Annotated in this window: 24 protein-coding genes; 11 read left to right on the plus strand and 13 right to left on the minus strand. The window is 62.3% G+C overall.

The window, feature by feature from the left end; all coding sequences use genetic code 11:
• Positions 1 to 159: 159 nt before the first annotated feature.
• Both ttcA and AC07XZ_RS23855 read left to right on the plus strand, forming a co-directional pair.
• Positions 160 to 984 carry a tRNA 2-thiocytidine(32) synthetase TtcA gene (gene ttcA, locus AC07XZ_RS23850; RefSeq protein ID WP_064598661.1) on the plus strand — a complete coding sequence of 275 codons (825 nt, stop codon included), beginning with the start codon at positions 160 to 162 and terminating at the stop codon, positions 982 to 984.
• 68 nt (positions 985 to 1052) lie between these two features.
• On the plus strand, positions 1053 to 1727 hold the full coding sequence (locus AC07XZ_RS23855; protein WP_102688142.1) for a DNA-3-methyladenine glycosylase I: 675 nt from the start codon (positions 1053 to 1055) through the stop codon (positions 1725 to 1727).
• Between the two features lie 164 nt (positions 1728 to 1891).
• Here the strand turns inward: AC07XZ_RS23855 and AC07XZ_RS23860 are convergent, their stop codons facing one another.
• From AC07XZ_RS23860 to arsC, 3 genes are read right to left on the minus strand one after another with little or no spacing between them, the layout of a single operon-like run.
• Positions 1892 to 2317 carry a DUF2069 domain-containing protein gene (locus tag AC07XZ_RS23860; RefSeq protein WP_102688141.1) on the minus strand — a complete coding sequence of 142 codons (426 nt, stop codon included), beginning with the start codon at positions 2315 to 2317 and terminating at the stop codon, positions 1892 to 1894.
• A gap of 1 nt (position 2318) precedes the next feature.
• Entirely contained in the window at positions 2319 to 2915 is a 597-nt protein-coding gene (gene wrbA, locus AC07XZ_RS23865; RefSeq protein ID WP_102688140.1) for an NAD(P)H:quinone oxidoreductase, read from the minus strand.
• The gene (arsC, locus tag AC07XZ_RS23870) at positions 2912 to 3265 is read right to left on the minus strand and encodes an arsenate reductase (glutaredoxin) (protein ID WP_064383567.1); all 354 of its coding nucleotides are present in this window, start codon (positions 3263 to 3265) and stop codon (positions 2912 to 2914) included. The genes wrbA and arsC overlap by 4 nt, the downstream gene beginning before the upstream one ends.
• A 114-nt stretch (positions 3266 to 3379) precedes the next feature.
• Here arsC and AC07XZ_RS23875 point away from each other — a divergent pair, with 114 nt between their 5' ends.
• Positions 3380 to 3847 (plus strand): TlpA disulfide reductase family protein, encoded by a 468-nt coding sequence (locus AC07XZ_RS23875; RefSeq protein ID WP_102688139.1) that lies wholly within the window; start codon positions 3380 to 3382, stop codon positions 3845 to 3847.
• A gap of 258 nt (positions 3848 to 4105) precedes the next feature.
• Here AC07XZ_RS23875 and AC07XZ_RS23880 read toward each other — a convergent pair whose 3' ends face one another.
• On the minus strand, positions 4106 to 4510 hold the full coding sequence (locus AC07XZ_RS23880) for an META domain-containing protein (protein ID WP_039772881.1): 405 nt from the start codon (positions 4508 to 4510) through the stop codon (positions 4106 to 4108).
• Complete coding sequence (locus AC07XZ_RS23885; protein WP_007957770.1) at positions 4510 to 4944, minus strand: hypothetical protein; 435 nt, start codon at positions 4942 to 4944, stop codon at positions 4510 to 4512. Before AC07XZ_RS23885 ends, AC07XZ_RS23880 begins: the two co-directional genes overlap by 1 nt.
• 133 nt (positions 4945 to 5077) lie before the next feature.
• On the opposite strand from AC07XZ_RS23885, the gene AC07XZ_RS23890 reads away from it, so the two are divergent.
• Positions 5078 to 5518 (plus strand): hypothetical protein, encoded by a 441-nt coding sequence (locus AC07XZ_RS23890; protein ID WP_085607393.1) that lies wholly within the window; start codon positions 5078 to 5080, stop codon positions 5516 to 5518.
• Positions 5519 to 5528: 10 nt separating this feature from the next.
• On the opposite strand, the gene AC07XZ_RS23895 is transcribed toward AC07XZ_RS23890, so the two are convergent.
• On the minus strand, positions 5529 to 6518 hold the full coding sequence (locus AC07XZ_RS23895) for a 2-hydroxyacid dehydrogenase (protein WP_102688138.1): 990 nt from the start codon (positions 6516 to 6518) through the stop codon (positions 5529 to 5531).
• Between the two features lie 83 nt (positions 6519 to 6601).
• A complete protein-coding gene (locus tag AC07XZ_RS23900) occupies positions 6602 to 9355 on the minus strand; it encodes a response regulator (protein ID WP_102688172.1) in 2754 nt (917 codons plus the stop codon).
• A 216-nt stretch (positions 9356 to 9571) separates the two neighbouring features.
• Here AC07XZ_RS23900 and AC07XZ_RS23905 point away from each other — a divergent pair, with 216 nt between their 5' ends.
• From AC07XZ_RS23905 to AC07XZ_RS23935, 7 genes are all read left to right on the plus strand, one after another.
• On the plus strand, positions 9572 to 10294 hold the full coding sequence (locus AC07XZ_RS23905; protein WP_085607389.1) for a response regulator transcription factor: 723 nt from the start codon (positions 9572 to 9574) through the stop codon (positions 10292 to 10294).
• A complete protein-coding gene (locus tag AC07XZ_RS23910; protein WP_102688137.1) occupies positions 10281 to 11705 on the plus strand; it encodes a HAMP domain-containing sensor histidine kinase in 1425 nt (474 codons plus the stop codon). Before AC07XZ_RS23905 ends, AC07XZ_RS23910 begins: the two co-directional genes overlap by 14 nt.
• 169 nt (positions 11706 to 11874) lie before the next feature.
• Positions 11875 to 12777 carry a cysteine synthase CysM gene (gene cysM / locus AC07XZ_RS23915; protein ID WP_102688136.1) on the plus strand — a complete coding sequence of 301 codons (903 nt, stop codon included), beginning with the start codon at positions 11875 to 11877 and terminating at the stop codon, positions 12775 to 12777.
• Positions 12777 to 14162, plus strand: a complete 1386-nt coding sequence (gene rlmD / locus AC07XZ_RS23920; protein ID WP_102688135.1) for a 23S rRNA (uracil(1939)-C(5))-methyltransferase RlmD — start codon at positions 12777 to 12779, stop codon at positions 14160 to 14162. The genes cysM and rlmD overlap by 1 nt, the downstream gene beginning before the upstream one ends.
• 88 nt (positions 14163 to 14250) lie before the next feature.
• Entirely contained in the window at positions 14251 to 16494 is a 2244-nt protein-coding gene (gene relA, locus AC07XZ_RS23925; RefSeq protein ID WP_085745095.1) for a GTP diphosphokinase, read from the plus strand.
• A 5-nt stretch (positions 16495 to 16499) separates the two neighbouring features.
• Complete coding sequence (gene mazG, locus AC07XZ_RS23930) at positions 16500 to 17333, plus strand: nucleoside triphosphate pyrophosphohydrolase (RefSeq protein ID WP_085745419.1); 834 nt, start codon at positions 16500 to 16502, stop codon at positions 17331 to 17333.
• A 26-nt stretch (positions 17334 to 17359) separates the two neighbouring features.
• Positions 17360 to 17902, plus strand: a complete 543-nt coding sequence (locus AC07XZ_RS23935) for a DUF2058 domain-containing protein (RefSeq protein ID WP_007957793.1) — start codon at positions 17360 to 17362, stop codon at positions 17900 to 17902.
• Positions 17903 to 17998: 96 nt separating this feature from the next.
• Here the strand turns inward: AC07XZ_RS23935 and AC07XZ_RS23940 are convergent, their stop codons facing one another.
• The 6 genes from AC07XZ_RS23940 to AC07XZ_RS23965 all read right to left on the minus strand — a co-directional run bounded on the left by AC07XZ_RS23940 (position 17999) and on the right by AC07XZ_RS23965 (position 25415).
• Entirely contained in the window at positions 17999 to 18187 is a 189-nt protein-coding gene (locus tag AC07XZ_RS23940) for a hypothetical protein (RefSeq protein ID WP_039772867.1), read from the minus strand.
• 278 nt (positions 18188 to 18465) lie between these two features.
• A complete protein-coding gene (gene fabB, locus AC07XZ_RS23945; protein ID WP_007957797.1) occupies positions 18466 to 19686 on the minus strand; it encodes a beta-ketoacyl-ACP synthase I in 1221 nt (406 codons plus the stop codon).
• A gap of 11 nt (positions 19687 to 19697) precedes the next feature.
• Positions 19698 to 20213 (minus strand): 3-hydroxyacyl-[acyl-carrier-protein] dehydratase FabA, encoded by a 516-nt coding sequence (gene fabA / locus AC07XZ_RS23950; RefSeq protein WP_003227150.1) that lies wholly within the window; start codon positions 20211 to 20213, stop codon positions 19698 to 19700.
• A 247-nt stretch (positions 20214 to 20460) separates the two neighbouring features.
• Positions 20461 to 22362: an ATP-binding protein gene (locus AC07XZ_RS23955; protein WP_102688134.1), complete on the minus strand. Its 1902-nt coding sequence runs from the start codon at positions 22360 to 22362 to the stop codon at positions 20461 to 20463.
• Positions 22359 to 23291 (minus strand): ABC transporter substrate-binding protein, encoded by a 933-nt coding sequence (locus AC07XZ_RS23960; RefSeq protein WP_102688133.1) that lies wholly within the window; start codon positions 23289 to 23291, stop codon positions 22359 to 22361. Before AC07XZ_RS23960 ends, AC07XZ_RS23955 begins: the two co-directional genes overlap by 4 nt.
• Complete coding sequence (locus AC07XZ_RS23965; RefSeq protein WP_102688132.1) at positions 23292 to 25415, minus strand: TonB-dependent receptor plug domain-containing protein; 2124 nt, start codon at positions 25413 to 25415, stop codon at positions 23292 to 23294.
• Positions 25416 to 25417 lie beyond the last annotated feature (2 nt).

Raw genomic sequence — 25417 nt, forward strand, 5'->3', positions numbered from 1 at the left:
AGGTGATGGGGGCTTAGAGCAAATCGCGCTGTAAAACCGCGGGGTAATCGCGTCGGGGTCTGTGTAAGCAGGCACTTGAGGGGCGACAACCTGTGGCCACAAGCCAAGTGTTTTTGCGTAAAATGCCCGCCTTTCGTCACACCTCACGGATTTCGCGTCATGGGCACTCTTACGGTCAACCAGAACAAACTGCAAAAGCGCCTGCGCCGCCTGGCCGGCGAAGCCGTCACCGACTTCAACATGATCGAAGACGGCGACAAGGTCATGGTCTGCCTGTCCGGGGGCAAGGACAGCTACACCATGCTCGACGTGCTGATGCACCTGCAGAAGGTTGCACCGATCAAGTTCGAGATCGTCGCCGTGAACATGGACCAGAAGCAGCCGGGTTTCCCCGAGCACGTGCTGCCGGCCTACCTGAAAGAGCTGGGCATCGAGTACCACATCGTCGAGAAGGACACCTACTCGGTGGTCAAGGAGCTGATCCCGGAAGGCAAGACCACCTGCTCGCTGTGCTCGCGCCTGCGTCGCGGCACGCTGTACACCTTCGCCGACGAAATCGGCGCGACCAAAATGGCCCTCGGTCATCACCGCGACGACATCGTAGAGACGTTCTTCCTCAACATGTTCTTCAACGGCAGCCTCAAGGCCATGCCGCCGAAGCTGCGCGCCGACGACGGCCGCAACGTGGTCATCCGTCCGCTGGCCTACTGCAACGAGAAAGACATCCAGGCCTACTCGGACTTCAAGCAATTCCCGATCATCCCGTGCAACCTCTGCGGTTCCCAGGAAAACCTGCAGCGTCAGGTGGTCAAGGAAATGCTGGTGGACTGGGAGCGCAAGACCCCGGGCCGTACCGAAAGCATCTTCCGCAGCCTGCAGAACGTGATCCCGTCGCAACTGGCTGACCGTAACCTGTTTGATTTCACCAGCCTGAAGATCGACGAGACGGCGGCTTCGCGTTTCGTCAATGTGGTGAACCTGTAAGTGATCTGATCGCTCGAAAGAAACGGCGCTCGCGGGCGCCGTTTTCAATTCATTTTTTAGGAGAGGGCATGCGCGACTACAAGTGGCTGCACGAATACTGTCTGAACCGCTTCGGTTCGGCGGCTGAACTGGAAGCCCATCTGCCCGTTCCCAAGACCCCGGCGCAACTGCGCAAGATCAGCGACGACCGTTATCTTTCGACCATGGCCCTGCGGGTGTTTCGCGCCGGGCTCAAGCACAGCCTGGTGGATGCCAAGTGGCCGGCCTTCGAGGAAGTGTTCTTCAAGTTCGCCCCGGAAAAGGTCGTGCTGATGAGCGCCGAACACCTTGAGCGGCTGATGCAGGATGCGCGGATCATCCGTCACCTGGGCAAGCTCAAGAGCGTGCCGCGCAATGCGCAGTTCATTCTGGACGTCGAGAAAGAGAAGGGCAGTTTCGGTGCGTTGCTCGCCGACTGGCCGGTGACCGATATCGTCGGTTTGTGGACCTACCTGAAAAAGCACGGTCATCAATTGGGCGGGCTGTCGGCGCCACGGTTCTTGCGGATGGTTGGCAAGGATACCTTTGTGCCGAGCTACGACGTGGTCGCGGCGTTGAATGCACAGAAGATCGTCGACAAGGTGCCGAGCAGTCTGCGGGATCTGGCGACGGTGCAGAATGCGTTCAACCAGTGGCATGAAGAAAGCGGTGGACGGCCGATGAGCCAGATCTCGATGATGCTGGCTTACACCGTCAACCATTGAGTTCAAAGCGATCGTTCCCACGTCGAGGCGTCGAACCGTCCGCGTGGGAATGCATAAAGAGACGCTCCGCGTCTCAGGGACGCAGAGCGTCCCGGGCGGCATTCCCACGCAGAGCGTGGGAACGATCCCGGCAGACTCGGTGAACTCGGCGATCTGGCGAGCAGTCAGGCGACGGAGACTTCGCCTTCGCCCGCCAGTTTGCGATTCAACTGATACCGCCACCGCACATACAGCAGTGCCGAGCAAAACACCGCCAGACTGGCGATCATCTCCAGCACACCGAACAGCTGCCGGCTCGGGTCATACGCGGCCAGTGCGCCTTTGATGAAATACAGATTCACCACAAAGCACATCCATGAATGCCCGCGTGCGCTGCCCATGATCATGCCCGGTGCGAGCACGATCCACGGGATCAGCTCGATCAGCAGAATCACCCACGGCCGCGCGCCGTGCAGGTCGGCGAACATCAGGTAATAAGCGGCGAGCAGTCCGGCCAGGCCGAAAAAGCAAAGCAGACTGATCACCCGCATCGCCCGCACCCGCGGCTCCAGCCACTCGACGGCGGGCAGGACTTTCGTCTTTCTGGCCATCTCAGTTCCCCAGTTTCCGGGCCGTCTTGGCCAGACGTGCGCCGAGGGCGCGGCACAGCGTCACTTCGTGCTGATCGAGACCGCTTTTACCGTCGGCCCCGGCGTGATGGCTGGCGCCGTACGGCGTGCCGCCGCCCTGGGTTTCCAGCAGCGCCGATTCGCTGTAGGGCAGGCCGGTGATCAGCATGCCGTGGTGCAGCAGCGGCAGCATCATCGACAGCAGGGTGGTTTCCTGACCGCCGTGCAGGCTGGCGGTGGACGTGAACACTCCGGCCGGCTTGCCGACCAGCGCGCCGGTCAGCCACAGGTTGCTGGTGCCGTCGAGGAAGTACTTGAGCGGCGCGGCCATGTTCCCGAAACGGGTCGGGCTGCCGAGGGCCAGGCCGGCGCAGTTCTTCAGGTCATCCAATGTGGCGTACAGCGCGCCTTCATCCGGAATGTCCGGCGCCACGGCTTCGCACTCGGTGGAGATCGCCGGCACGGTGCGCAGGCGCGCTTCGAGGCCGGCCTGCTCGACACCACGGGCAATCTGCCGGGCCATCTCGTTGGTCGAGCCGCTGCGGCTGTAATACAGAACCATAATGTACGGCGCACTCACGGCAGCAGCTCCAGGATCTGCTCCGGTGGACGACCGATGACGGCTTTGTCGCCGGCCTCAAGAATCGGTCGCTCCATCAACTTCGGATGGGCCGCGATCGCTTCAATCAATTGTTTCTCGGTGAGACTGGCATCGGCCAGATTCAAGGTCTTGTACTCGTCTTCGCCGGTGCGCAGCAGTTGCCGTGCGCTGATGCCCAGCTTGCCGAGCAAGGCCTTGATCTGCGCGGCGTCCAGCGGGGTTTCGAGGTAGCGCACCACGGTCGGCGTCAGGCCACGGGCTTCGAGCAGTTCGAGCGCACCGCGGGATTTCGAGCAGCGCGGGTTGTGATAAAGCGTCAGATCGGTCATGGGCGGGTCGCTTCTTGCGTAGAGTGGCGGCTATTCTAACTGTGCAGCGCGCAATCCAGAACCTTGGGAGGCGATGGGTCGCAGGCGCATTCAATTTTTCACAAGGAACACGACATGACACGGGCACTGGCAGCGGCATTGACGATCATCGGGGCGTTGATGCTGGGGGGCTGCGGTAACGACTACGGCATCGACCAGAACGGGCAGAAAGTGGCGTCCGAGCGCCTCGACAAACAATGGGTCGTGCTCAATTACTGGGCCGAATGGTGCGGCCCGTGCCGCACGGAAATCCCGGAACTCAATCACCTGGCGGACGAACTCAAGGGCAAGAAGATCGGCGTGTTCGGGGTCAATTTCGACAACGTGCAGGGTGAAGAGCTGAAGAGCGCCAGCGAGAAGCTGGGCATCAAGTTCACCGTGCTGGCGCAGGACCCGGCGGAATTGTTCGAACTGCCGCGCAGTGAAGCCTTGCCGGTGACTTACATCATCGACAACAAGGGCAAGGTGCGGGAACAGTTGATGGGCGAGCAGACGGCGGCGGGGGTGATGGCGAAGCTTGAGGCGTTGCAGGCTACAAATTGAGTTGCCGCTAAAAAGCATCCCTCACCCCAGCCCTCTCCCGAAGGGAGAGGGGGCCGACCGAGGTGTCTGGCGATTTGCATCGACCTGGAGGATCAGGTCGACTGAAGATTCGTCAGAGCGGAATCCGGTTGGTTATGGATTCGGTGAAGGTCTTTCAGGTCGGCGTATCTCTCCAATATCCCCCAATCAGTCCCCTCTCCCTTTGGGCGGTCCGACGTTTCGGGAGGGTTAGGGTGAGGGGCTTGGCGATCTAAAGCATCAACCTTCTTCCAGCCACCAGCGCAACGGCTTGCCTTCAGCCGGCCAGAAGCGCATCTGCTCGATCGGCGAGATATCCCAGCGTTCCACGTGTTCCAGGGCCTGGAGGAAGCGTTGCTCCTGCTCCATCAGCGCCGGGGCACACAGTTTGCGGGTTTTGCCGATCTTGCCGAAGCTCAGCTTGTCGCCTTCCAGAGTGTACGGCGCGAACCAGTGGTTGCAGCCGCCATTACCGTACGCCCGGCCATCATCGCCGAGGGTCACTGTCAGGTGGCTGTAGTCCATCAGCGGACGCTCGCCGATCCATTCCAGAATGTAGCTGCGGTTCTGTTGCAGTTGCACAGGTTCCGCGGCGCAACCCATCAGGCCGGCGCCGACAACGGCGGTCAGGGCCAGGTGTTTCATCACGCCGGCTCCTGGCATTTCGGGCACAGGTGCTTGTCGCCGACGGCTTTCCAGCCCAGCTCCGCAATACGTGCCGTGGCGGCCGGTTTTTCCGCAGGTTTGCCGAGCTTGGCGTCCACGGCGAATTCGAAGCTCAGCTCCTTGGCGCAGCTGTCGCAGTTGACCTGCCAGGTGTGGATCGCCAGTTCACCGAACACCGGGCCGGTGGTCATGGCAGTCCATTGACCCGGCGGGTTGATCAGGTGGCGGACGGTGTCGACGGTCAGGCGCATGGACAAGTCCTTGCTGCCTTTGAGGGTCACGACCAGCACGTCGCCGATGCGGATCGAGCCACCGTTGCCGGTGACCTGATAGCGGCCCGGAACCAGGGCGCGGCATTCGGTGAGGGTATGTTGCGGGTTCATCAGGGTGTAGCGGAAATCGTGTTCGACCATGGGTCCTCCAAATATGCGCGACATGCTAGCACGGGCTTGATTGCAGAATGATGCGCGCGTGCGACCTTCGATCCGGTTCAAATCGACACCGCAGTCGTGGCAAACTGCCGCCTTCATTTTCAAGGAACGGAACATGGCGCTGATCGAATGTTATGAATGCAAGCGGAGCATCAGCTCAGAAGCCACGGCGTGCATTCATTGCGGGGCTCCACTGGCAGATGCACAGGCTCCTCACGCCGAAAAGGGCGCGTCGACGATTTCCTTTGGCAGCCTGCCGCGTAACAAGGCCGTGCCCGAGGCCTTCGTTCCGCCGCCGGCTCCCGAGCGGCCGAAGATCATGCCGGCCGCGGCGGGGCGACGCCGTCGTTCGCAGCCTGTCGAACCGGTGTTGAACCCGGACGGTTCGCGCCCGGTGGAAGGCTGGCTGAAAATCATGGCGTTTCTGATGCCGCTGGTGTTTGTCTGGTTCCTGCTGCGCAGCGGCCACTCCCTCAAGCAACGTTTGCTGGGGTTCGGCTGGCTGGCGCTGTTGATCCTGTGCGTGGCGATTACCCCGACGCCGCCTCCGGTCTGAGTCTGATCGTTCAGCCTTCGACCTGGTTCTGCGGCGTACCCGCCGCCCAGGTCGCGATGTTGTGCAAGGTGGTCGCGGCAATCGCGCCCAGCGCCTCATGGGTCAGGAATGCCTGATGCGCGGTGACGATCACATTCGGGAACGTCAGCAGCCGCGCCAGCACGTCGTCCTGTAGCGGCAGATCGGAGCGATCTTCGAAGAACAGCTGCGCCTCCTCTTCATACACATCCAGTCCCAGATAACCGAGCTGGCCGTCCTTCAGGGCGTCGATCAGCGCCGGCGTGTCCACCAGACCGCCGCGCCCGGTGTTGATCAGCATCGCCCCCGGTTGCATGTGCGCCAGCGAATCGCGGTTGATCAGGTGTTTGCTCTGTTCGTTGAGCGGGCAGTGCAGGCTGATGATCCGTGCTTGCGCCAGCAGGTCCGGCAGGCTGAGGTAGCGCGCGCCCAACGCTTCGACGGCAGGGTTCGGGTAAGGGTCGTAGGCCAGCAATTCGCAGCCGAAGCCGTGCATGATCTTCGCGAAGGTCGCGCCGATCTGTCCGGTGCCGACGATGCCGACGGTTTTGCCCACCAGATCGAAACCGGTGAGCCCGTGCAGGCTGAAATCACCTTCGCGGGTGCGGTTGTAGGCGCGATGCAAGCGCCGGTTGAGGGCGAGGATCAACGCCACCGCATGTTCGGCCACCGCATGGGGCGAGTAGGCCGGTACGCGCACGACGGCCAGCCCCAGACGTTTGGCGACGGCCAGATCCACATGGTTGTAGCCGGCCGAACGCAAGGCGATCAGGCGAGTGCCGCCCGCCGCCAGACGCTCCAGCACCGGGGCGCTGAGGTCATCGTTGATGAACGCGCAGACTACTTCGTGATGTTCGGCCAGCGCTGCGGTATCGAGACTGAGCCGGGCTGGCTGAAAGTGCAGTTCGATCCCGGCCGGGCAGTCGGCGGCGAGGAAACTGTCGCGGTCGTAGGTCTGGCTGCTGAAAACGATCGTGCGCATGAAATCCTCCTGGAGCATCGACGCGGGCGCAAATCACCCGCGACAACTTTAGCTGCGTCGACGTTGACCGGCATTGCCGTGGATCAGGCGCTGATCTTCGCCTGGGCCGCCAGGCGATTGATTGCCCGCTCCAGCTCGTCCAGCGCAGTCGATGCCTTGGGGTCCTGCTGCTTGAGCAGGGTTTCGCTGCGCTGGCAGGCGGCGCGCAATTGCGGCACACCGCAGTAACGGGTGGCGCCGTGCAGACGGTGCACCCGTTCGAGCAGACTGTTCTGATCCTGACTGTCGCGGGCGGTGCGGATGGCTTCGCGGTCGGCCTCGAGCGAAGCCAGCAGCATCGCCAGCATGTCCGCCGCCAGATCCGCCTTGCCGGCAGCCAGGCGCAAACCTTCTTCGTGATCGAGAATTGGCAATTCCTGATTGCCCAGCAGGCTTTCGCCGCCACGGTCCGGCGCCTGATTGCGCAACGCCAGGCCCGTCCACTTCAGCACGACTTGCGCCAGTTGCCGCTCGCTGATCGGCTTGGTCAGGTAGTCGTCCATGCCGCTTTGCAGCAGCGCGCGTTTTTCATTGGCCATGGCGTGGGCGGTGAGGGCGACGATCGGCAGCGGCGTGCAGTGCCGCTCGCTTTCCCACTGGCGAATGGTTTCGGTGCTCTGGCGTCCGTCCATGCCGGGCATCTGCACGTCCATCAGCACCAGATCGAAGGTTTCGTTCTGTACTGCCTTGACCGCGGCGTAACCGCTTTCCACGGCCAGCACCTTGGCGCCCATGTCTTCGAGCAGCGTTTGCACCAGCAACAGGTTGGCCGGGTTGTCGTCGACGCACAGCACTTTCGGCGCGCGGCTCGACAACGGTTCGCCCGGTTCGCTGCGCGGCTGGCGCGGGTTGACCATGTCCGACAAGGCCCGGCGCAGTTTGCGGGTGCAGGCCGGTTTCGATTGCAGCTGGCTGTGAGGGTTGGGCACCGAAAGGTGATACAGCGTCAGTTCGGTGGTCGGGCACAACACCAGCACCCGGCAACCGAGGTGCTCAAGGTCCCAGATGTGCTGGTTGAGGCGTTCCGGCGGCATATCGTTACTGGTGATGCCGAGCACCGCCAGATCAATGGCCTGATCGGTTTGATGGGCGCCGGTAACGCCATTGGTCAGGCTTTCCAGGGTATTGAACGGCGTGACATCGAGGCCGCAGTCTTCCAGTTGATGCTGCAGGGCCTGACGCGCCAGTTCGTGGTTTTCCAGCACCGCCACCCGGCGCCCGAGCAGTGGCGCGGAAGGCAGGTCTTCGGCGTCGTCGCGGGTCTTGGGCAGGTTCAGGCTGATCCAGAATTCCGAGCCTTCCCCCGGCGTGCTGTCGACGCCGATCTCGCCGCCCATCTGCTCGATCAGACGCTTGGAAATCACCAGCCCCAGACCGGTGCCGCCGGGCTGGCGCGACAGCGAGTTGTCCGCCTGGCTGAACGCCTGAAACAACGCGCGCACGTCCTCGTTCGACAAACCGATGCCGGTGTCCTGAATGCTGATGCGCAACTGCACGCTGTCGTCGTTTTCTTCTTCGAGCATGGCGCGGGCGACGATGGTGCCTTCGCGGGTGAACTTGATCGCATTGCTCACCAGATTCGTCAGGATCTGCTTGAGCCGCAGCGGATCGCCGACCAGCGACAACGGCGTGTCGCGGTACACCAGACTCACCAGTTCCAGCTGCTTGGCGTGAGCAGCGGGGGCGAGGATGGTCAGGGTGTCCTGCAACAGGTCGCGCAGGTTGAACGGGATATGGTCGAGCACCAGTTTGCCAGCCTCGATCTTCGAGAAATCGAGGATCTCGTTGATGATCCCCAGCAGGCTGTCGGCGGACTTTTCGATGGTGCCCAGGTAGTCGAGCTGGCGCGGGGTCAGCTCGCTTTTCTGCAACAGGTGGGTGAAACCGAGAATGCCGTTGAGCGGTGTGCGGATCTCGTGACTCATGTTGGCGAGGAATTCGGATTTGATCCGGCTCGCTTCCAGCGCTTCCTTGCGGGCCAGGTCCAGCTCGATGTTCTGGATCTCGATGGTTTCCAGGTTCTGGCGCACGTCTTCGGTGGCTTGGTCGACGCTGTGCTGCAATTCTTCGCGGGCGTTTTGCAGGGTGCCGGCCATGCGGTTGATGCCGGACGCCAGTTCATCCAGTTCCTGACTGCCCAGCGGTGGCAGACGGGTTTCCAGGTGACCGTCCTTGAGCTGGGCGACGGCCTGTTTGATCTGGCTCAGCGGGCGGTTGATCGTGCGGCCCATGCGCAAGGCCAGCAACGCGGCGCCGGCCAGACCCGCGCCGATCAGCAGCAGGCTGGCGAACAGGCTTCGATAGCCGCGCAACAGCATGCCGTTGTGCGACAGCTCCAGTTCGACCCAGCCGAGCAGGCGGTCGGACTCTTGCGGGATCAGTTCGCCGGCGAGGTTGCGGTGTTTGCCGAAAACCGGCAGCAGATAGCGCGTGGCATCGTTGCCGCTGCGCCGCAGCAAGTGCGCGCTGTCGCCGCTCGGCGCCTGATTGAGCATGGTCGGGCCGGCGTGGGCGAGGGGAGAGCGGTCGGGCGCGAGGAAGGTCACGGCGCGCACGTCCGGTTGTTCGAGGGACTGAGTGGCGATGCGCTCGAGCAGTTCGGCATCGCCGTGGCCCATGGCCGGTGCTACCAGCGGGGCCAGTTGCTCGGCGATCATTTCGCCGCGCTGCATCAATTGGGCTTGCAGGTCGGACTGCTGCGTCCAGGTGAAATACCCGCCCAGCACCAGTGCCATCAGGCTGGTCGGCAACAGGGTCAGCAGCAACACGCGACCTTTGATTCCCAGTTTCTTGAGCACGCCTTTCTCCTGCATCCCGCTGATCGTTGACTCACACGTGCGTCCGGCACGCGGTATCGGCGCAGTGTAGCGATTTGCTTGCGGGCAATCTTGGGAAAAATGATGTCGTGGTGGTTCACTCGCAGGCCGGTCATCTGTCCGACAGGTCAAGCTTGGGTTGCCGGGCGCCGGGCAATCTTGAATAATCGCCCAACTGAGAATTATTTGCAGATAGTCATGACTCCTGTCTCTATTGGCCAACCCCGCATTCTTTCCATCGAAGACGATCCCGTCCTCGGTGCCTATGTCCATGAACAACTGGGTCGCAGCGGCTTCCAGGTCACCTGGTGCCAGAACGGCAGCGAAGGCCTGAGCATCGCCCGGCGCCAGCCGTTCGATGTGGTGCTGATGGATATTCTGTTGCCGGGGCTGGATGGATTGAACGTCCTGACCCAGCTGCGTCAGAGCCATTCCACCCCGGTGCTGCTGATGTCAGCCCTCGGTGCCGAAGCCGACCGTATCAGCGGGTTTCGCCTCGGCGCCGACGACTATCTGCCCAAACCCTTCAGCATGGCCGAGCTGCATGTGCGGATCGAAGCGATCCTGCGCCGGGTCGCCCTCGACCGTCGTCCGGCTGCCGTCACCCCGGTGGTGCCGGTCGGCGGGCTGCGTTTCGACGACGAGCAGTGCGATGTGTTCTACCTCGACCAGCCCGCCGGCCTGACCCGCAGTGAATACCGTCTGCTGGAAACCCTCAACCGCAACGACGAGGAAGTGCTGAGCAAGGCCTTCCTTTATCAGCACGTTCTTCAGCGCGGTTATGCCGCCCACGACCGCAGCCTCGACATGCACATCAGCCAGATCCGCCGCAAACTCAAGTCGGTCGGCTACACCGAGCGGGAAGTGCGCACGGTGTGGGGCAAGGGTTACGTCCTGAGTGCCGTCGATGAAAGTGTATGACCTGCCGGGCCGGCACTCGCTGTTCTGGAAACTCGCCTGCCTGCTGGTGGCGTTCTGTCTGCTGATGATCTGGCTGAGCTGGTCCTGGGGCCGGTACATGGAACAGCGCAACCAGTTCCTCTCCGACGACGCCCGCCGCACGCTGAGCCGTTATGCCGCCGAGGCCGAACGCGCCTGGCAGCAGGGCGAGCGCGATGGCATCGATAGCTGGTTGCAAAGCATGGAGCTGCGCGAAGCCGGCTGGGTCGGCGTGATCGGTGGCAATCTGCAGTCGCTGGGCAGCCAGCCGTTGAGCACTCAAGAGCTTCAGCACCTGACTTTCCTGCGAGGCCTTGACTGGCCGATTCACAAAAAGGGCCGGCCGTGGCTGCGGGTCCCGTTCCCCACTGACCCGACTGCCGGCAGTCTGGTGATCGAGTTGCCCGAGCGATTCCTGCCGGGGAAATACCGTGTGTTCTGGCGGGTCATCACCAACGGTGTGATTCCCGGTCTGTTCACCTTGCTGCTGTGCGTCGGCCTGTATCGCCTGCTGGTGGTGCCGCTGAACAATCTTCGCGAGCAGGCCAATGCCTGGCGCGCCGATCAATTGAATGTGCGGTTGTCGAGCGGCATCACCCAGCGCCCCGATGAGCTCGGTGAACTGGCCCGCGCCTTCGACTCGATGTCCGAACGCCTGCAATCCACCGTGGCCCTGCAACAGCAATTGCTGCGCGACCTGTCTCACGAACTGCGCACGCCTCTGAGCCGGTTGCGGGTTGCCAGCGAAAGCGAGCAGCAGCTGCAACCTTTGCGCGAACGCATCGGTCGCGAAGTCGACGTGATGCAGCGGCTGGTGGAGGACACCCTGCAACTGGCCTGGCTCGACACCGAGCGCGCACCGTTGCCGGACGAAGCGATCCAGATTCAGGCGCTGTGGGAAATGCTCACGGAAAATGCCTGCTACGAAAGCTGCTGTCCGGTGGGGCAGTTGCAATGTGGGGTGGAAGCTTCCTGCTGGGTACGCGGCAATCTCAACACCCTGGCCCAGGCCCTGGAAAACATTCTGCGCAATGCGATTCGTCATTCGCCGCCGGGCGGCATCGTGCGACTCGACGGTCGGCGGGATGGCGATTACTGGCACCTGTGGCTGGAGGACGAGGGCGGCGGTGTGGACGAGGCGGATCTGGAACGGATCTTCTCGCCCTTCATTCGCCTCGACGGCTCGCGGCCGGGGGGCGGTGGATTTGGTCTGGGACTGAGCATCGCGAGGAACGCGGTGCAACGCCAGGGCGGAACCCTGTGGGCCGAGAACGGCCCGTCGGGATTGCGACTGAATCTGCGGTTGGTGGCGGAGGACAGTGCTGTCAGTCCCGACGTCTTCGCTGGCAAGCCAGCTCCCACCGGGGACATGAGCCGCCCGCAGATAGTTTGAGCTGCACAAGAAAGTGTCAGCGCTGCTGACACTATTTAAAAGTCGCACCACTGGCGCGACTTTTATTGCTTATTCCAAGAAACCATAAGCACCACACTTTGCGTGATATGGCCTGCGCAGGTTTGCCGGTATGATAGGCGCCCCCGCTGTCCGGATTGCGAAAAACGCCATGACCTTGCAGTACCCAACCATCGCCGATTGCGTCGGCAACACGCCGCTGGTGCGTTTGCAGCGCCTGCCCGGTGTCACCAGCAACACCCTTTTGCTCAAGCTCGAAGGGAACAACCCGGCGGGTTCGGTCAAGGATCGTCCGGCGTTGTCGATGATTACTCGCGCCGAGTTGCGCGGGCAGATCCACGAAGGCGATACGCTGATCGAAGCGACCTCGGGCAACACCGGGATCGCCCTGGCGATGGCCGCCGCGATCAAGGGTTACAAGATGATCCTGATCATGCCGGACAACTCCAGTGCCGAACGTAAAGCGGCGATGACCGCGTACGGCGCGCAGCTGATTCTGGTCAGCCAGGAAGAGGGCATGGAAGGCGCTCGCGATCTCGCCCAGCGGATGGAAGCCGAAGGCCGTGGCAAGGTGCTGGATCAGTTCGCCAACGGCGACAATCCTGAAGCGCACTACACCACCACCGGCCCGGAAATCTGGCGTCAGACCCAGGGCTCCATCACCCATTTCGTCAGCTCCATGGGCACCACCGGCACCATCATGGGCGTGTCGCGCTACCTCAAGGAGCAGAACGACAACGTGCAGATCGTCGGCCTGCAACCGATGGAAGGCTCGGCCATTCCCGGCATCCGCCGCTGGCCGCAGGAATACCTGCCGAAGATCTATCAGGCCGAGCGTGTCGACCGCATCGTCGACATGGCGCAAAGTGAAGCCGAAGACGTCACTCGTCGTCTGGCCCGCGAAGAAGGCATCTTCTGTGGCGTGTCCTCGGGCGGTGCGGTGGCAGCGATGCTGCGCCTGTCCAAAGAAGTTGAAAACGCGGTGATCGTTGCGATCATCTGCGACCGTGGCGACCGTTACCTGTCGACCGGCATTTTCGACGCGCCCAACTGATGGCCAAGCACGAGAGAGGCCTGCGCTTCCAGCCCACCGGCGGCAGCAAGGCCCCGCAAATCCCGACCGGCAAAAAGCAGCGTTTGAGCATCGAGCGCCTGGCCAATGACGGTCGCGGCATCGCGTTTTTTGAAGGCAAAACCTGGTTCGTCCTCGGCGCCCTCGCGGGTGAAGAGGTCGAAGCGCGGGTGCTTGGTGCCCACGGCAAAGTGGTCGAGGCGCGCACCGAGCGCGTATTCACCGCCAGTGAATTGCGCCGTCCCGCACCTTGCCAGCACGCCGGCCGTTGCGGCGGTTGCAGCGTTCAGCATCTGCCCCACAACGAACAGCTTGCCCTGAAACAGCGCATGCTCGCCGAGCAGTTGTCGCGAGTTGCCGGTGCCGAACCCGAGGAGTGGGCGGCGCCGTTGACCGGTCCAGAATTCGGCTACCGTCGCCGCGCCCGGATCGCCGTACGCTGGGACAGCAAGGCCAAAAAGCTTGAAGTCGGTTTCCGTGCCGCCGGCAGTCAGGACATCGTCGCGATCAGCGAATGCCCGGTGCTGGTACAGCCCTTGCAGCCGATCATGACCCGCTTGCCGGAGATGCTTCGTCGCTTGAGCAAACCTCAGGCGCTGGGGCATGTCGAATTGTTCAGTGGCTCGTCACTCGCCGTTCTGCTGCGTCACATGGCGCCGCTGTCCGAGGCTGACCTGACGATCCTCAAGGATTTCTGCGCGTTCCATGAAGCGCAACTCTGGCTGCATGGCGAAGGCGAGCCGCAGCCGGTGGATGATGCACTGTCGCTCGGCTATCGCCTGGAACAATGGGATCTGCAACTGGCCTACCGGCCGGGGGATTTCATTCAGGTCAATGCCGGGGTCAACGAGGCCATGGTGGCGCAAGCGCTGGACTGGTTGAAAACGACGAGCGATGAGCGCGTGCTCGACCTGTTTTGCGGTCTGGGCAACTTCGCCCTGCCGCTGGCGAAAGCCGCGCGTGAAGTGGTGGCGGTCGAAGGCGTGCAGACCATGGTCGATCGCGCGGCGGCCAATGCCGCTAGCAACAATTTGCATAACACAAAGTTTTTTCAGGCCGATTTATCCCAGCCTTTGACCGATGCCCAGTGGATCGGAAACGGCTTTTCTGCGGTACTCTTGGACCCACCGCGCGACGGTGCTTTCGAGGTGGTGCGCAAGCTGGCGACCCTGGGCGCCAAACGGTTGGTGTACGTGTCGTGCAACCCTGCAACTCTGGCGCGCGATACGGTCGAATTGATCAAGCAGGGCTACCGGTTAAAACGTGCCGGGATTCTCGATATGTTTCCTCAGACGGCACATGTCGAGGCCATGGCGTTATTTGAAGCGAGCCAGGATGGCTCGTCTGATCCGACTGGTCGTCCGTAGCGCTCGCATTGGCCCCGCGAGCGCGAACGGGCATTGACGGTCAGTGATTTGACGCATTGAATCTGCGTCGTAGGGAAGGTAAAGCAAGATGGTACAGGTGAGAGCACACCAGCCGATCAACACTGACGGCAGTATCAATCTCGAGGCTTGGCTCGATCATGCGGTCAGTGTCGATCTGGCACTGGATCGCGAAGCCTTGAAAGAGGCCTGCGAGTACGCTCGCCAGGCCGAGCAACAATCCAATGCGGCGAAGAATCTCTGGTCCGAAGGCAGCGGCAGTTTCAGCACGGGCCTCGAGATCGCCGAGATCCTCGCCGACCTCAAGCTCGATCAGGATTCGCTGGTGGCTGCGGTTCTCTATCGCGGCGTGCGCGAAGGCCAGATCGAACTCGCGGCGGTCAGCCAGCGCTTCGGCCCGGTGGTCGCCAAGCTGATCGACGGCGTGCTGCGCATGGCGGCGATCAGTGCCAGCCTCAGCCCTCGCCAGTCGATGGTTCTCGGCACCCAGGGCCAGGTGGAAAACCTGCGCAAGATGCTGGTGGCGATGGTCGACGACGTGCGTGTCGCGCTGATCAAACTCGCCGAACGCACCTGCGCGATCCGCGCGGTGAAAACCGCCGACGACGAAAAACGTAACCGGGTCGCCCGGGAAGTGTTCGACATCTATGCGCCGCTCGCGCATCGACTCGGCATCGGTCATATCAAATGGGAACTGGAGGACTTGTCCTTCCGTTACCTGGAACCCGATCAATACAAACAGATTGCCAAGCTGCTGCACGAGCGGCGGCTCGACCGCGAGCGTTTCATCGCCGACGTGATGACCCAGCTCAAGGACGAATTGCAGGCCACCGGCGTCGAAGCCGACATCAGCGGCCGGGCCAAACACATCTATTCGATCTGGCGCAAAATGCAGCGCAAGGGTCTGGAATTCAGCCAGATCTACGACGTGCGTGCGGTGCGCGTGCTGGTGCCGGAAATGCGCGACTGCTACACCGCGCTCGGCATCGTCCACACCCTGTGGCGGCACATCCCGAAAGAGTTCGACGACTACATCGCCAACCCGAAAGAGAACGGCTACCGCTCGTTGCACACGGCGGTGATCGGCCCGGAAGGCAAGGTGCTGGAGGTCCAGATCCGGACCCATTCGATGCACGAAGAGGCCGAGCTCGGCGTCTGCGCGCACTGGCGCTACAAGGGCACCGACGTCAAGTCCGGCTCGAACCACTACGAAGAGAAAATCTCCTGGCTGCGTCAGGTCCTCGAGTGGCACGAAGAGCTGGGCGACATCGGTGGTCTGGCCGAACAGCTGCGGGTCGATATCGAGCCGGACCGGGTCTACATCTTCACCCCGGACGGTCACGCCATCGACTTGCCGAAGGGCGCGACGCCGCTGGACTTCGCCTACCGCGTGCACACCGAAATCGGTCACAACTGCCGTGGCGCGAAGATCAACGGGCGCATCGTCCCGCTCAACTACAGCCTGCAGACCGGCGAGCAGGTCGAGATCATCACCAGCAAGCACGGCACCCCGAGCCGTGACTGGCTGAACCCGAACCTCGGTTACGTCACCACGTCCCGGGCGCGGGCGAAGATCGTGCACTGGTTCAAGTTGCAGGCGCGCGATCAGAACGTCGCGGCGGGCAAGACCCTGCTCGAACGCGAACTCAGTCGCCTCGGCCTGCCGGCGGTGGATTTCGACAAGCTGGCCGACAAGGCCAACATGAAAACCGCCGAGGACATGTTCGCCGCCCTTGGCGCCGGCGACCTGCGTCTGGCGCAACTGGTGAATCTGGCGCAACAACTGGTCGAGCCGGAACGCGGCAACGAACAGCTGGAACTGATTCCGCGCAAGGCGACCGGCTACAAACCGGGCAAGCGCGGCGACATCCAGATCCAGGGTGTCGGCAACCTGATGACCCAGATGGCCGGCTGCTGCCAGCCGTTGCCGGGCGATGCGATCGTCGGCTACATCACCCAGGGCCGTGGCGTGAGCATTCACCGTCAGGACTGCGCCTCGGTGCTGCAACTGGCCGGGCGGGAGCCGGAGCGGATCATTCAGGTCAGCTGGGGCCCGGTGCCGGTGCTCACCTATCCGGTGGACATCGTCATCCGCGCCTACGACCGTTCCGGTCTGCTGCGTGACGTTTCGCAGGTGCTGCTCAACGAGCGGATCAACGTGCTGGCGGTCAACACCCGCTCGAACAAGGAGGACAACACCGCGCTGATGTCCCTGACCATCGAGATTCCGGGTCTGGACGCGCTGGGGCGGTTGCTGGGGCGGATTTCCCAGTTGCCGAACATCATCGAAACGCGGCGTAACCGGACTCCATGAAACCGATCTACAGCCTTGAAGACCTGCTGCACCTGATGAACCGTCTGCGCGACCCGCAGTACGGTTGCCCGTGGGACATCAAGCAGACTTACGCGACCATCGTCCCGCACACCCTTGAAGAGGCCTACGAAGTCGCCGACGCCATCGAGCGCGGCGACTTCGACCACCTGCAGGGCGAGTTGGGCGATCTGCTGTTTCAGGTGGTGTATTACAGCCAGCTGGCACGGGAGGAGGGGCGGTTCGAATTCGCCGGCGTGGTCGACAGCATCACCCGCAAGCTGATCCGTCGCCATCCGCATGTGTTTCCCACCGGTGATCTGTATGCGCCGCTGGATGTGCCGCGCCTGAACGAAGAGCAGGTCAAACAGCGCTGGGAGGAGATCAAGGCCGAAGAGCGCGCCGAGAAATCCGCCGAGCCGCAGCAACTGTCACTGCTCGACGATGTGCCGGCTGCATTGCCGGCCCTGTCCCGCTCGGCCAAGTTGCAGAAGCGCGCCGGGCAGGTCGGTTTTGACTGGCCGGATGCCTTGCCGGTGCTGGACAAGGTCCGTGAAGAGCTCGATGAAGTACTCGAAGCCATGTCCGAAAATGACCCGCAAGCGGTGGCCGACGAGATTGGTGACCTGCTGTTTTCCGTGGTCAATCTGGCCCGGCACCTGAAGGTCGATCCGGAAAGCGCGTTGCGTGGCGCCAACGCCAAGTTCGAGCGACGTTTCCGTTTTATCGAACAGGCATTGCGCGACACCCACCGACCCATGGAAGATTGCACCCTCGAAGAGTTGGACGCCCTGTGGGGCGAAGCCAAACGTCAGGAAAAGAATTCGCCCAGCTGTGGCTGAGCCGTTGCCCAAGTGAGTAAGCATCAATGAGCCTTTCCCTTCGCGACCAGTTGCTCAAGGCAGGACTGGTCAACCAAAAGCAGGCCAAGCAGGTCAGCAAAGACAAACAGAAACAACAGCGCCTGGCCCACAAAGGCCAGATCGAACTGGACGACTCCCAGCAGCGTGCTGCCCAGGAAGCCCAGGCCGAGAAGGTCAAGCGCGACCAGGAGCTGAACCGTCAGCAGCAGGAGAAGGCGGAAGCCAAGGCCCGCGCCGCCCAGGTCAAGCAGTTGATCGAAGTCTCGCGTCTGCCGAAGCTGACGACCGAGGACTACTACAACTTCGTTGACGACAAAAAGGTCAAGCGCATCTCGGTCAATACGCTGATGCGCAACAAGCTCAGCAGCGGCTCGCTGGCGATCGTGCACCATGCCGGTGGTTACGAAGTGATTCCTCGTGAGGCGGCCCTGAAGATTCAGGAGCGCGATCCACAGCGCATCGTGCAGCTCAACGAGAAGGTCGAAGAGGTCAATGCCGAGGACGATCCGTACGCGGCCTATGTGATCCCTGATGATCTGATGTGGTAAGCGGGTTCCGCCGGGCTGCGAAGCGGCCCTGAAATCCCCAAAACGACAAACCCCGCTCATGGCGGGGTTTGTCGTTTTCAATGCTGTGGTTTTGCTTCAGGCGGATTTCCGATCCCGCTGCTGTTCCTGCAGTTCCAGTTCGGCCTTGTAGTTGTGGGCGTCGATCTCGTTGTGGAACATGCCGACCAGCAAGTCTTGTTGGTGCACATCCCAGATCCGTACGCCGGCGGCTACGCCTTCATGGGACATGTGTGAATCGTCGCGTTCAGTTACTTTTACAGTCATCTGCTAGCTCCAAATCTCAAGTTATCTGCAGCAAGGCGTGTGCAGGACTCTTTTATAGATTTTGTTAGCCTGCTAAGTAAACGCCCGATTTGTGCAATGTATTCTTGCGAAATCTGCAACAGCGCTGGAGCCCACTGAATCCGCGACATTCAGTCGCAGGGCGGTAAGTTGCATGACAAACGTTTCATCTTGGCGCCGCTGAAAATGCCTTTCTCCAGGCGAAAAAAAACGCCCCGAACCGGTCGGGGCGTTTTCATGTGCGGCTCAGCGGAAGGGAATTACTTGCCTTCCCAGCGCTTCAGCACGAGGGTGGCGTTGGTGCCACCGAAGCCGAAGCTGTTGCTCATCACGGTGTTGATGGTGGCGTTCTCGCGGGTCTTGGTCAGCACCGGCAGATCGGCCACTTCAGGGTCCAGTTCGTCGATGTTGGCGGAACCGGCGATGAAGTTGCCTTCCATCATCAGCATGCAGTAGATCGCTTCGTGAACGCCGGCGGCGCCCAGGGAGTGACCCGACAGGCTCTTGGTGGAGCTGATGGCCGGGGCCTTGTCGCCGAACACTTCACGCACGCCTTTCATTTCCGCAACGTCGCCGACCGGAGTCGAAGTGCCGTGGGTGTTCAGGTAGTCGATCGGGGTGTCGACGGTGGACAGCGCCTGCTGCATGCAGCGGATGGCGCCTTCGCCGCTTGGAGCCACCATGTCGTAGCCGTCGGAAGTCGCGCCGTAGCCAACGATTTCCGCGTAGATCTTCGCGCCACGGGCCAGAGCGTGTTCCAGCTCCTCGACCACGACCATGCCGCCACCGCCGGCGATGACGAAACCGTCACGGTCGGCGTCGTAGGCGCGGGAAGCTTGTTCCGGGGTGTCATTACGCTTGCTGGACAGGGCGCCCATCGCGTCGAACAGGAACGACTGGCTCCAGTGCTCTTCTTCACCGCCGCCGGCGAAAACGATGTCCTGCTTGCCCATCTGGATCTGTTCCATGGCGGTACCGATGCAGTGAGCACTGGTGGCGCAGGCAGATGCGATGGAGTAGTTCAGGCCCTTGATCTTGAACGGGGTGGCCAGGCAAGCCGAAACGGTGCTGCTCATGGTCCGCGTTACACGGTATGGGCCGACGCGCTTGACGCCTTTCTCGCGCAGGATGTCCAGCGCTTCCATCTGGTTCAGGGTCGACGCGCCGCCGGAACCTGCGATCAGGCCGGTACGCGGGTTGGACACCTGCTCTTCGGTCAGACCGGAGTCAGCGATGGCGTCTTTCATGGCCAGGTAGGCGTAAGCCGCTGCGTGGCCGACGAAGCGATAGATCTTGCGATCGATCAGCTCTTCAAGGTTGAGGTCGATGGAGCCGGAAACCTGGCTACGCAGACCCATTTCGGCGTATTCCGGGTTGAACCGGATGCCAGGGCGGCTTGCACGCAGGTTAGCGGAGACGGTCTCTTTGTCATTGCCCAGGCACGAAACGATGCCCAGACCAGTGATAACGACGCGGCGCATGCGAATAACCCTTAGAAGTTGTCAGTGGAGGTGAACACGCCGACGCGAAGGCCTTCGGCGGTGTAGATTTCGCGACCGTCGACAGTCACCGAACCGTCGGCAATGGCCAGGTTCAGCTTGCCCTTGAGGACGCGCTTGATATGAATGTTGTAGGTGACTTTCTTGGCGGTCGGCAGGACCTGGCCGAAGAATTTCACTTCGCCCGAACCCAGCGCACGGCCGCGGCCCGGCAGGCCTTGCCAGCCGAGGAAGAAGCCGACCAGTTGCCACATGGCGTCCAGACCCAGGCAGCCCGGCATCACCGGATCGCCTTCGAAGTGGCACGCGAAGAACCACAGGTCAGGGTTGATATCCAGCTCGGCGACCAATTCACCTTTGCCGTACTTGCCGCCTTCTTCGCTGATCAGGGTGATGCGATCCACCATCAGCATGTTCGGGGCGGGCAGTTGCGCGTTACCTGGGCCGAACAGCTCACCGCGACTGCAGCGCAGCAGGTCTTCCCGAGTAAAGGCGTTTTGTTTGGTCATGCGAGCTCCTCAATAATCCCATGCGGCAGGTGGGGCAAATCTTCCCGGCCGATCGACGCGTTCATGCCTCGAACCGGCAGCCTACTCATAGACTATTGCGTTGTGGTGAAAGTCACAGCACCAAGGACATGAATGTACACTTGTGCACTGAAATTTTTAATCAAGCCCCTTTTGAGGCTCGTTCGGGTGCCTAAGACTGCCGCACTTTCGCTTTTCACGCCAGTCGCAGATGCTCGAAAGGGCCCCGTTACTGCACCCATCGCTGCAGAATCTGCTGCAGATCATTGCGTTTGAATGGCTTGGCCAGGTAATCGTTCATCCCCGCCGACAAGCAGTTTTCGCGGTCGCCCTGCAACGCATTGGCGGTCAGGGCGATGATCGGCACATGGCCGCAGCCGGGCAGGCGGCGGATCTGTCGGGTTGCCTCGTAACCGTCAATCAGCGGCAAGCGGCAATCCATCAGGATCGCTTCGAAACGGTTGTCCCCGGCGCTGCGCACCGCCTGCACACCATCGGTGGCGACGCTGACGGTAAATCCCAGACTGCGCAACATCGCTTCGATCACCGTCTGGTTGACCGGGTTGTCCTCCACCAGCAGCACATTGCGTCCTTCGCCGTGACCGTCGCCGTTCAGTGTGCGCGGTGCCGCCAGCGCGGGCAGTGCCTGCTTATATAAAGCCAATGGTATTTCCAGAGTGAATACCGATCCGCGACCTTCTTCGCTCTGAGCGCGCAAGGTGCCGCCCATCCGTTCGGCGAGGGTGCGGGCAATCGGCAGGCCCAGGCCGGTGCCGCCATATCGACGGGAAATCGAACTGTCGGCCTGCTGGAACGCGTTGAACATCAGCTCCAGGCTCTCCGGCGAAATGCCGATGCCACTGTCACGTACCGCGCAGGTGAACCACAGCAATTCGTGATCCAGCGACTGCCACTGCGCCTCGATGCTGACGCGCCCCTGTTCGGTGAACTTCAGCGCATTGCCGACCAGGTTGACCAGAATCTGCCGGATCCGCGTCGGATCGCCCTGTACCTGCAAGTCGCGCATGTCGTCGGGAATCCGCAGTTGCAGGGCCAGCCCGCGTTGCGCCGCGCTGTGCTGGAACGACTGGGCGCAGGCGCCGATCACTTCGGCGAGATTGAACGGAATGTGCTCGAGCTCCAGCTCCGAACGCTCGATGCGCGAGAAATCCAGAATGTCGTTGATCACCTTGAGCAAATGCTCGGTCGACTCGGAAGCCAGCGCCGCGTACTCGACCTGCTCTTCGGTCATGTCGGTGGTTTCCAGCAATTGCAGCATGCCCAGCACGCCGTTCATCGGGGTGCGCAGTTCATGGCTCATCATCGCCAGGAAATCCGATTTGGCGTTGTTGGCCTTCTCCGCCTCTTCGCGGGTCTGGATCAGTTGCGCCATCGCCTGATGCTGTTCGCGGCTGGCCTGCTCCAGCGCCTGGGCCAGGTTGTTGATGTGCTGGGACAGGGCGCCCAGCTCGGTGTCATCGACAATCGGCAGCGGGGTCTTGTAGTCGCCGTCCTGAATCGCCTTGACCGCATTGCCGATGTCGCGAATCGGCTGCGACAGGCTGCCGGCCAGTCGCCGCGCCAGCACAAACGTGAAGAGCAGGGCGAACAGCGCCAGAATCCCGGCCTTGAGCAAAATCTCCTGTTGGCGCTGGCTGAAGGCGTCATTCGACAGCCCGACGATCACCCGCCCCAGGTAATCCTCGCTGGCCACGCCGGGATTGCTCTTGCCGTCCTGAAAGAAATCGTTGTGCAGGGCAATGCGTTGCAGCCGCACCGGCGCCTGGAACACCTCGACCTGATGCGGACGATTGTGCGCATCCGCCGGCTGTTCGACGTAGGCCAGAATCCGGTTGGCGCTGTCCTGCACTTCCAGAAACCGCACGTTCGGCGTGGCCAGCGTGGCTTTGAGCAGGCTTTCCAGCACTTCGTTGTTGCCGGAAATCACCCCGTACTCGGTGGCCGGTGCGAGCTGGTTGGCGATCAACTGGCCGGTGTGGTTCAGCTCCTGACGCAAATCCTGAATGCGCACGAAGGTGAAAAAGCTGATCAGCAGCAAGGTCAGCAACAGCGCAGGGCCCAGGCTGATCAACTGGGTGCGGGTGTTGATGTCCCAACGGCGGAAAATCATGGGCGGCGCTCTCCTTCGGCCAGTTCTGCGGCGACAGACGCTTCATTCATCGGTTCTATCCCTAAGGAACGAGCCACCTGCGCATTACTTGAGACTTTAAAACGCCCGGGATAGAGCGTGCGCGGCCAGGTGGCCGGTGGCCGGTCGAGCAATTCGTCGAGGACGGCCAGCCAGTCGTTCTGATCGCTGTAGGTGCTGGCCAGGCTGCCGGCGCGAACGAACGAGACATTCGGCCCGACCAACGCCAGTTGCCGAGAGTAACTGCTGAGCAACAGGTTCTTTGCGGTTTTCGGGTTGTACAGGTCGGGGTCGTCGAGGCCCAGCAGCACGTCGCTGTTTTTCAGCACCGTCTGCAAGGGGCGGCTGTCGTGGGTGTTGTCCCAGCGCTGCGGGACGATTTGCAGGTTCAGCGGCTGGGCGGCCGATTGCAGCTCCTTGAGCAGGAACTCGCTGTGCTGATCGAACAGCACGCCGACTCGCCCGGCCTGGGGCAGAATCCGGCGGATCAGTTGCAACTGACGGCTCAGCGGCGGATCGGCCCACAGCAGGCTCAAGTGGGGCGGTTGCGCGTCGCCGAAGCGTTGCCGGGCTTGCAGGCGGCTGATGCGCAGGACCAACGTCGCCGGGCCTTGGCTCTCCTGCATGCGCCAGTCGAGGCTTGGCAGATCCAGCAGAATCAGGCGCAGGCTCGACGGCAACTTGCCCGGCGCCGGCAAACTGGCCAGCGGCTGGAAATGCACGCGGTCGGTCGGGCGCAGTTCGCTCAGGGCCTGGACGAAGGACTGCACGCCGGGGCTTTCTTCGGCGCCGGTCAGCAAAATGTCGGCCGCCTGCACCGCCACGCCATGCAGCCATGCCGTCAGGAACAGACACAGCCCGGCCAGCCATTGGCCGAGCGTTGGCATCTTCCGTGACATGGCGTAGCGCATCTAGAACTCCAGCTCGGCGCTGAAATACACCACGCGGCGTTCGTCGTAATCGTTGTCGACGAAGGTGGTCGGCTCATGGTCGAGGCGTTGTTGCAGCACGCCTGCCAGTTGCAGTTGGGCCTTGCCCAGGGCGATGCGTTTGGCGATGCGAGTGTCGACCCGCTCGAAGCGGTAACCGTTGAGCGCGTTGTCACCGTAATAGAAGAGGGCGCTGTTCCAGCCGTGGCCCCAATCGCGCAGCCAGCCCGCCGAGCCGCTGTTGCGTGCGGTGAATTGCTGGTCCAGCGGATTGCTCGCCTCGGCGTCGACGAAGGCGTAGGTCAGACGCAAGCGATCGGCCGCACTCAGGCGCCAGTCCAGTTGCGTCTCGGTGCCGCGAAAGCGCGAATCGTTGGCGTTGCTGGCGATGTATTGATTGTTGCGCAGCGGCTCGCTGATCATCCCGGTGATTTCGTCGTAGAACAGCTTCACGTCCAGCGCCAGGCCCCATTCCGGGAAAAAGCCGTTGTAGCCCAGTTCCCGCGAGCGCATGTGTTCCTGGTCCAGATCGCCGGGGCCCCGGGTCTTGACGAAGTAGCGGGCCGAAGACTGGCCATAGGCGGCGGGCCGCAGGTTGGTCACCTGATAACTCCAGTTGACGTTGTTCTCGAACATGTCCGGCGAACGGATGGCTTCCGAATACACCGCGCGCAGGCTGTGGCGCGGATTGAACAGGTAGTTGACCGCAAACCGGGGCGTCAGCGAGCTGCCGATCAATTGCGTGTCTTCGAACATGGCGCCGCCCTGCAACAGCCAGTGTTCGCTGGCGCGCCATTCCAGCTGGCCGAAGGCGCGCCAGGTGGTGTCGTCCAGCGTGCCGTTGAAATAGGTCTCGGAATCGGCACGGTCGTAACGATAGTTCAGGCCGCTGACCAGACGCAGGCTATCGGACAGGCTGAGGGTGTCCTGCAATTCCAGGTCGTAACGCGATTCCCGGGCACTCTGGTCGATGTCGCCGCACAGGGTCTGGCGCGCGCCGTTGCGCCACTGGTCCAGCACCTGATTGGCCAGGGCCATTTCCTGCGGCGTGCCGGCGGGTGCGCCGGGGCCGGTGAACAGGGTCATGTTGCGGGCCAGGCGTTCGGTGTAGTTCGGGTTGAGTTGCCACAGCTCCGTGAGCTGCGGGCTGAACGACACCTCGGCGTCACAGGCGCGCCAGGTTTGCTGGCGATCCCAGTGTTGCGCCGAGCCCTGCACATAAAGACTGTGATCGGGGTTGAGGTCCAGATTCCAGCGCACCGAACCGGCATAGTCCTTGGCAACCACGTCGGAATTGTTCCCGGCAGCCGTAATCCCGGAGAACACCGGACGGTAGGTATAGGGCCGTTGATTGGCCCCGTCCTTGGCGTTGATCTGCCAGTCCAGGCTCTGGTTGTCGCTCAGGGTCTGGCTGACGGCGAGACTGAAGCGGTTCAAGCGGCGGCTGTCGCGGTAATCGGCGCCGGTGCGGTCGCTGTCAAAGCCGTCGTCTTCCTGGCCGGACAGAGAAAGACGCAAGTCGCCGTCATTCCAGCCGGTGCTCTGGCTGGCATAGAAGTCGTTGATGCCGCGTTGGCCGCGCGTCAGCTTCAGCCGCGTGCCGTGGCTGTCCGCCGGGTTGCGGGTGATGATGTTGACCACTGCCATCAGCGCGTTGGCGCCGTAGCTGACGGTGTTCGGGCCGCGAAAGACTTCGATGCGCTCGATGTCTTCCATCGCCACCGGGATGTCGCTCCAGTCCACGGTCGCCAGACCGGCGCGGTACACCGAACGGCCGTCGATCAGCACCTGCATGCGTCGGGCTTCAGTGGCGTTGGTTCCGTGATAGTTCACCACAGCCTGATTGCCGCTGATGTTGCCGACCATCATCCCCGGCACCAGCCGCAACAGTTCGCTGATGTCCCGGGCACCGCTGGCGGCGATCAGTTCGCTGTCCAGTACGGTCATGCTGCCCGGGACTTCCGCCGGCGACTGTTTCAGGCGCGTGGCGGTCAGGATCTGCGGCAAGGCCTCACTGTCGACAAACAGGTCGTCCGCCAGCAGCACCGGGCTGAACAGCAGCGCCAGCAGCAGGGACGAACGCGGGGAAGGGGGGCCAGAAAACACGA

This window comes from Pseudomonas sp. GW458-11-26-14-LB4 (assembly GCF_059423925.1).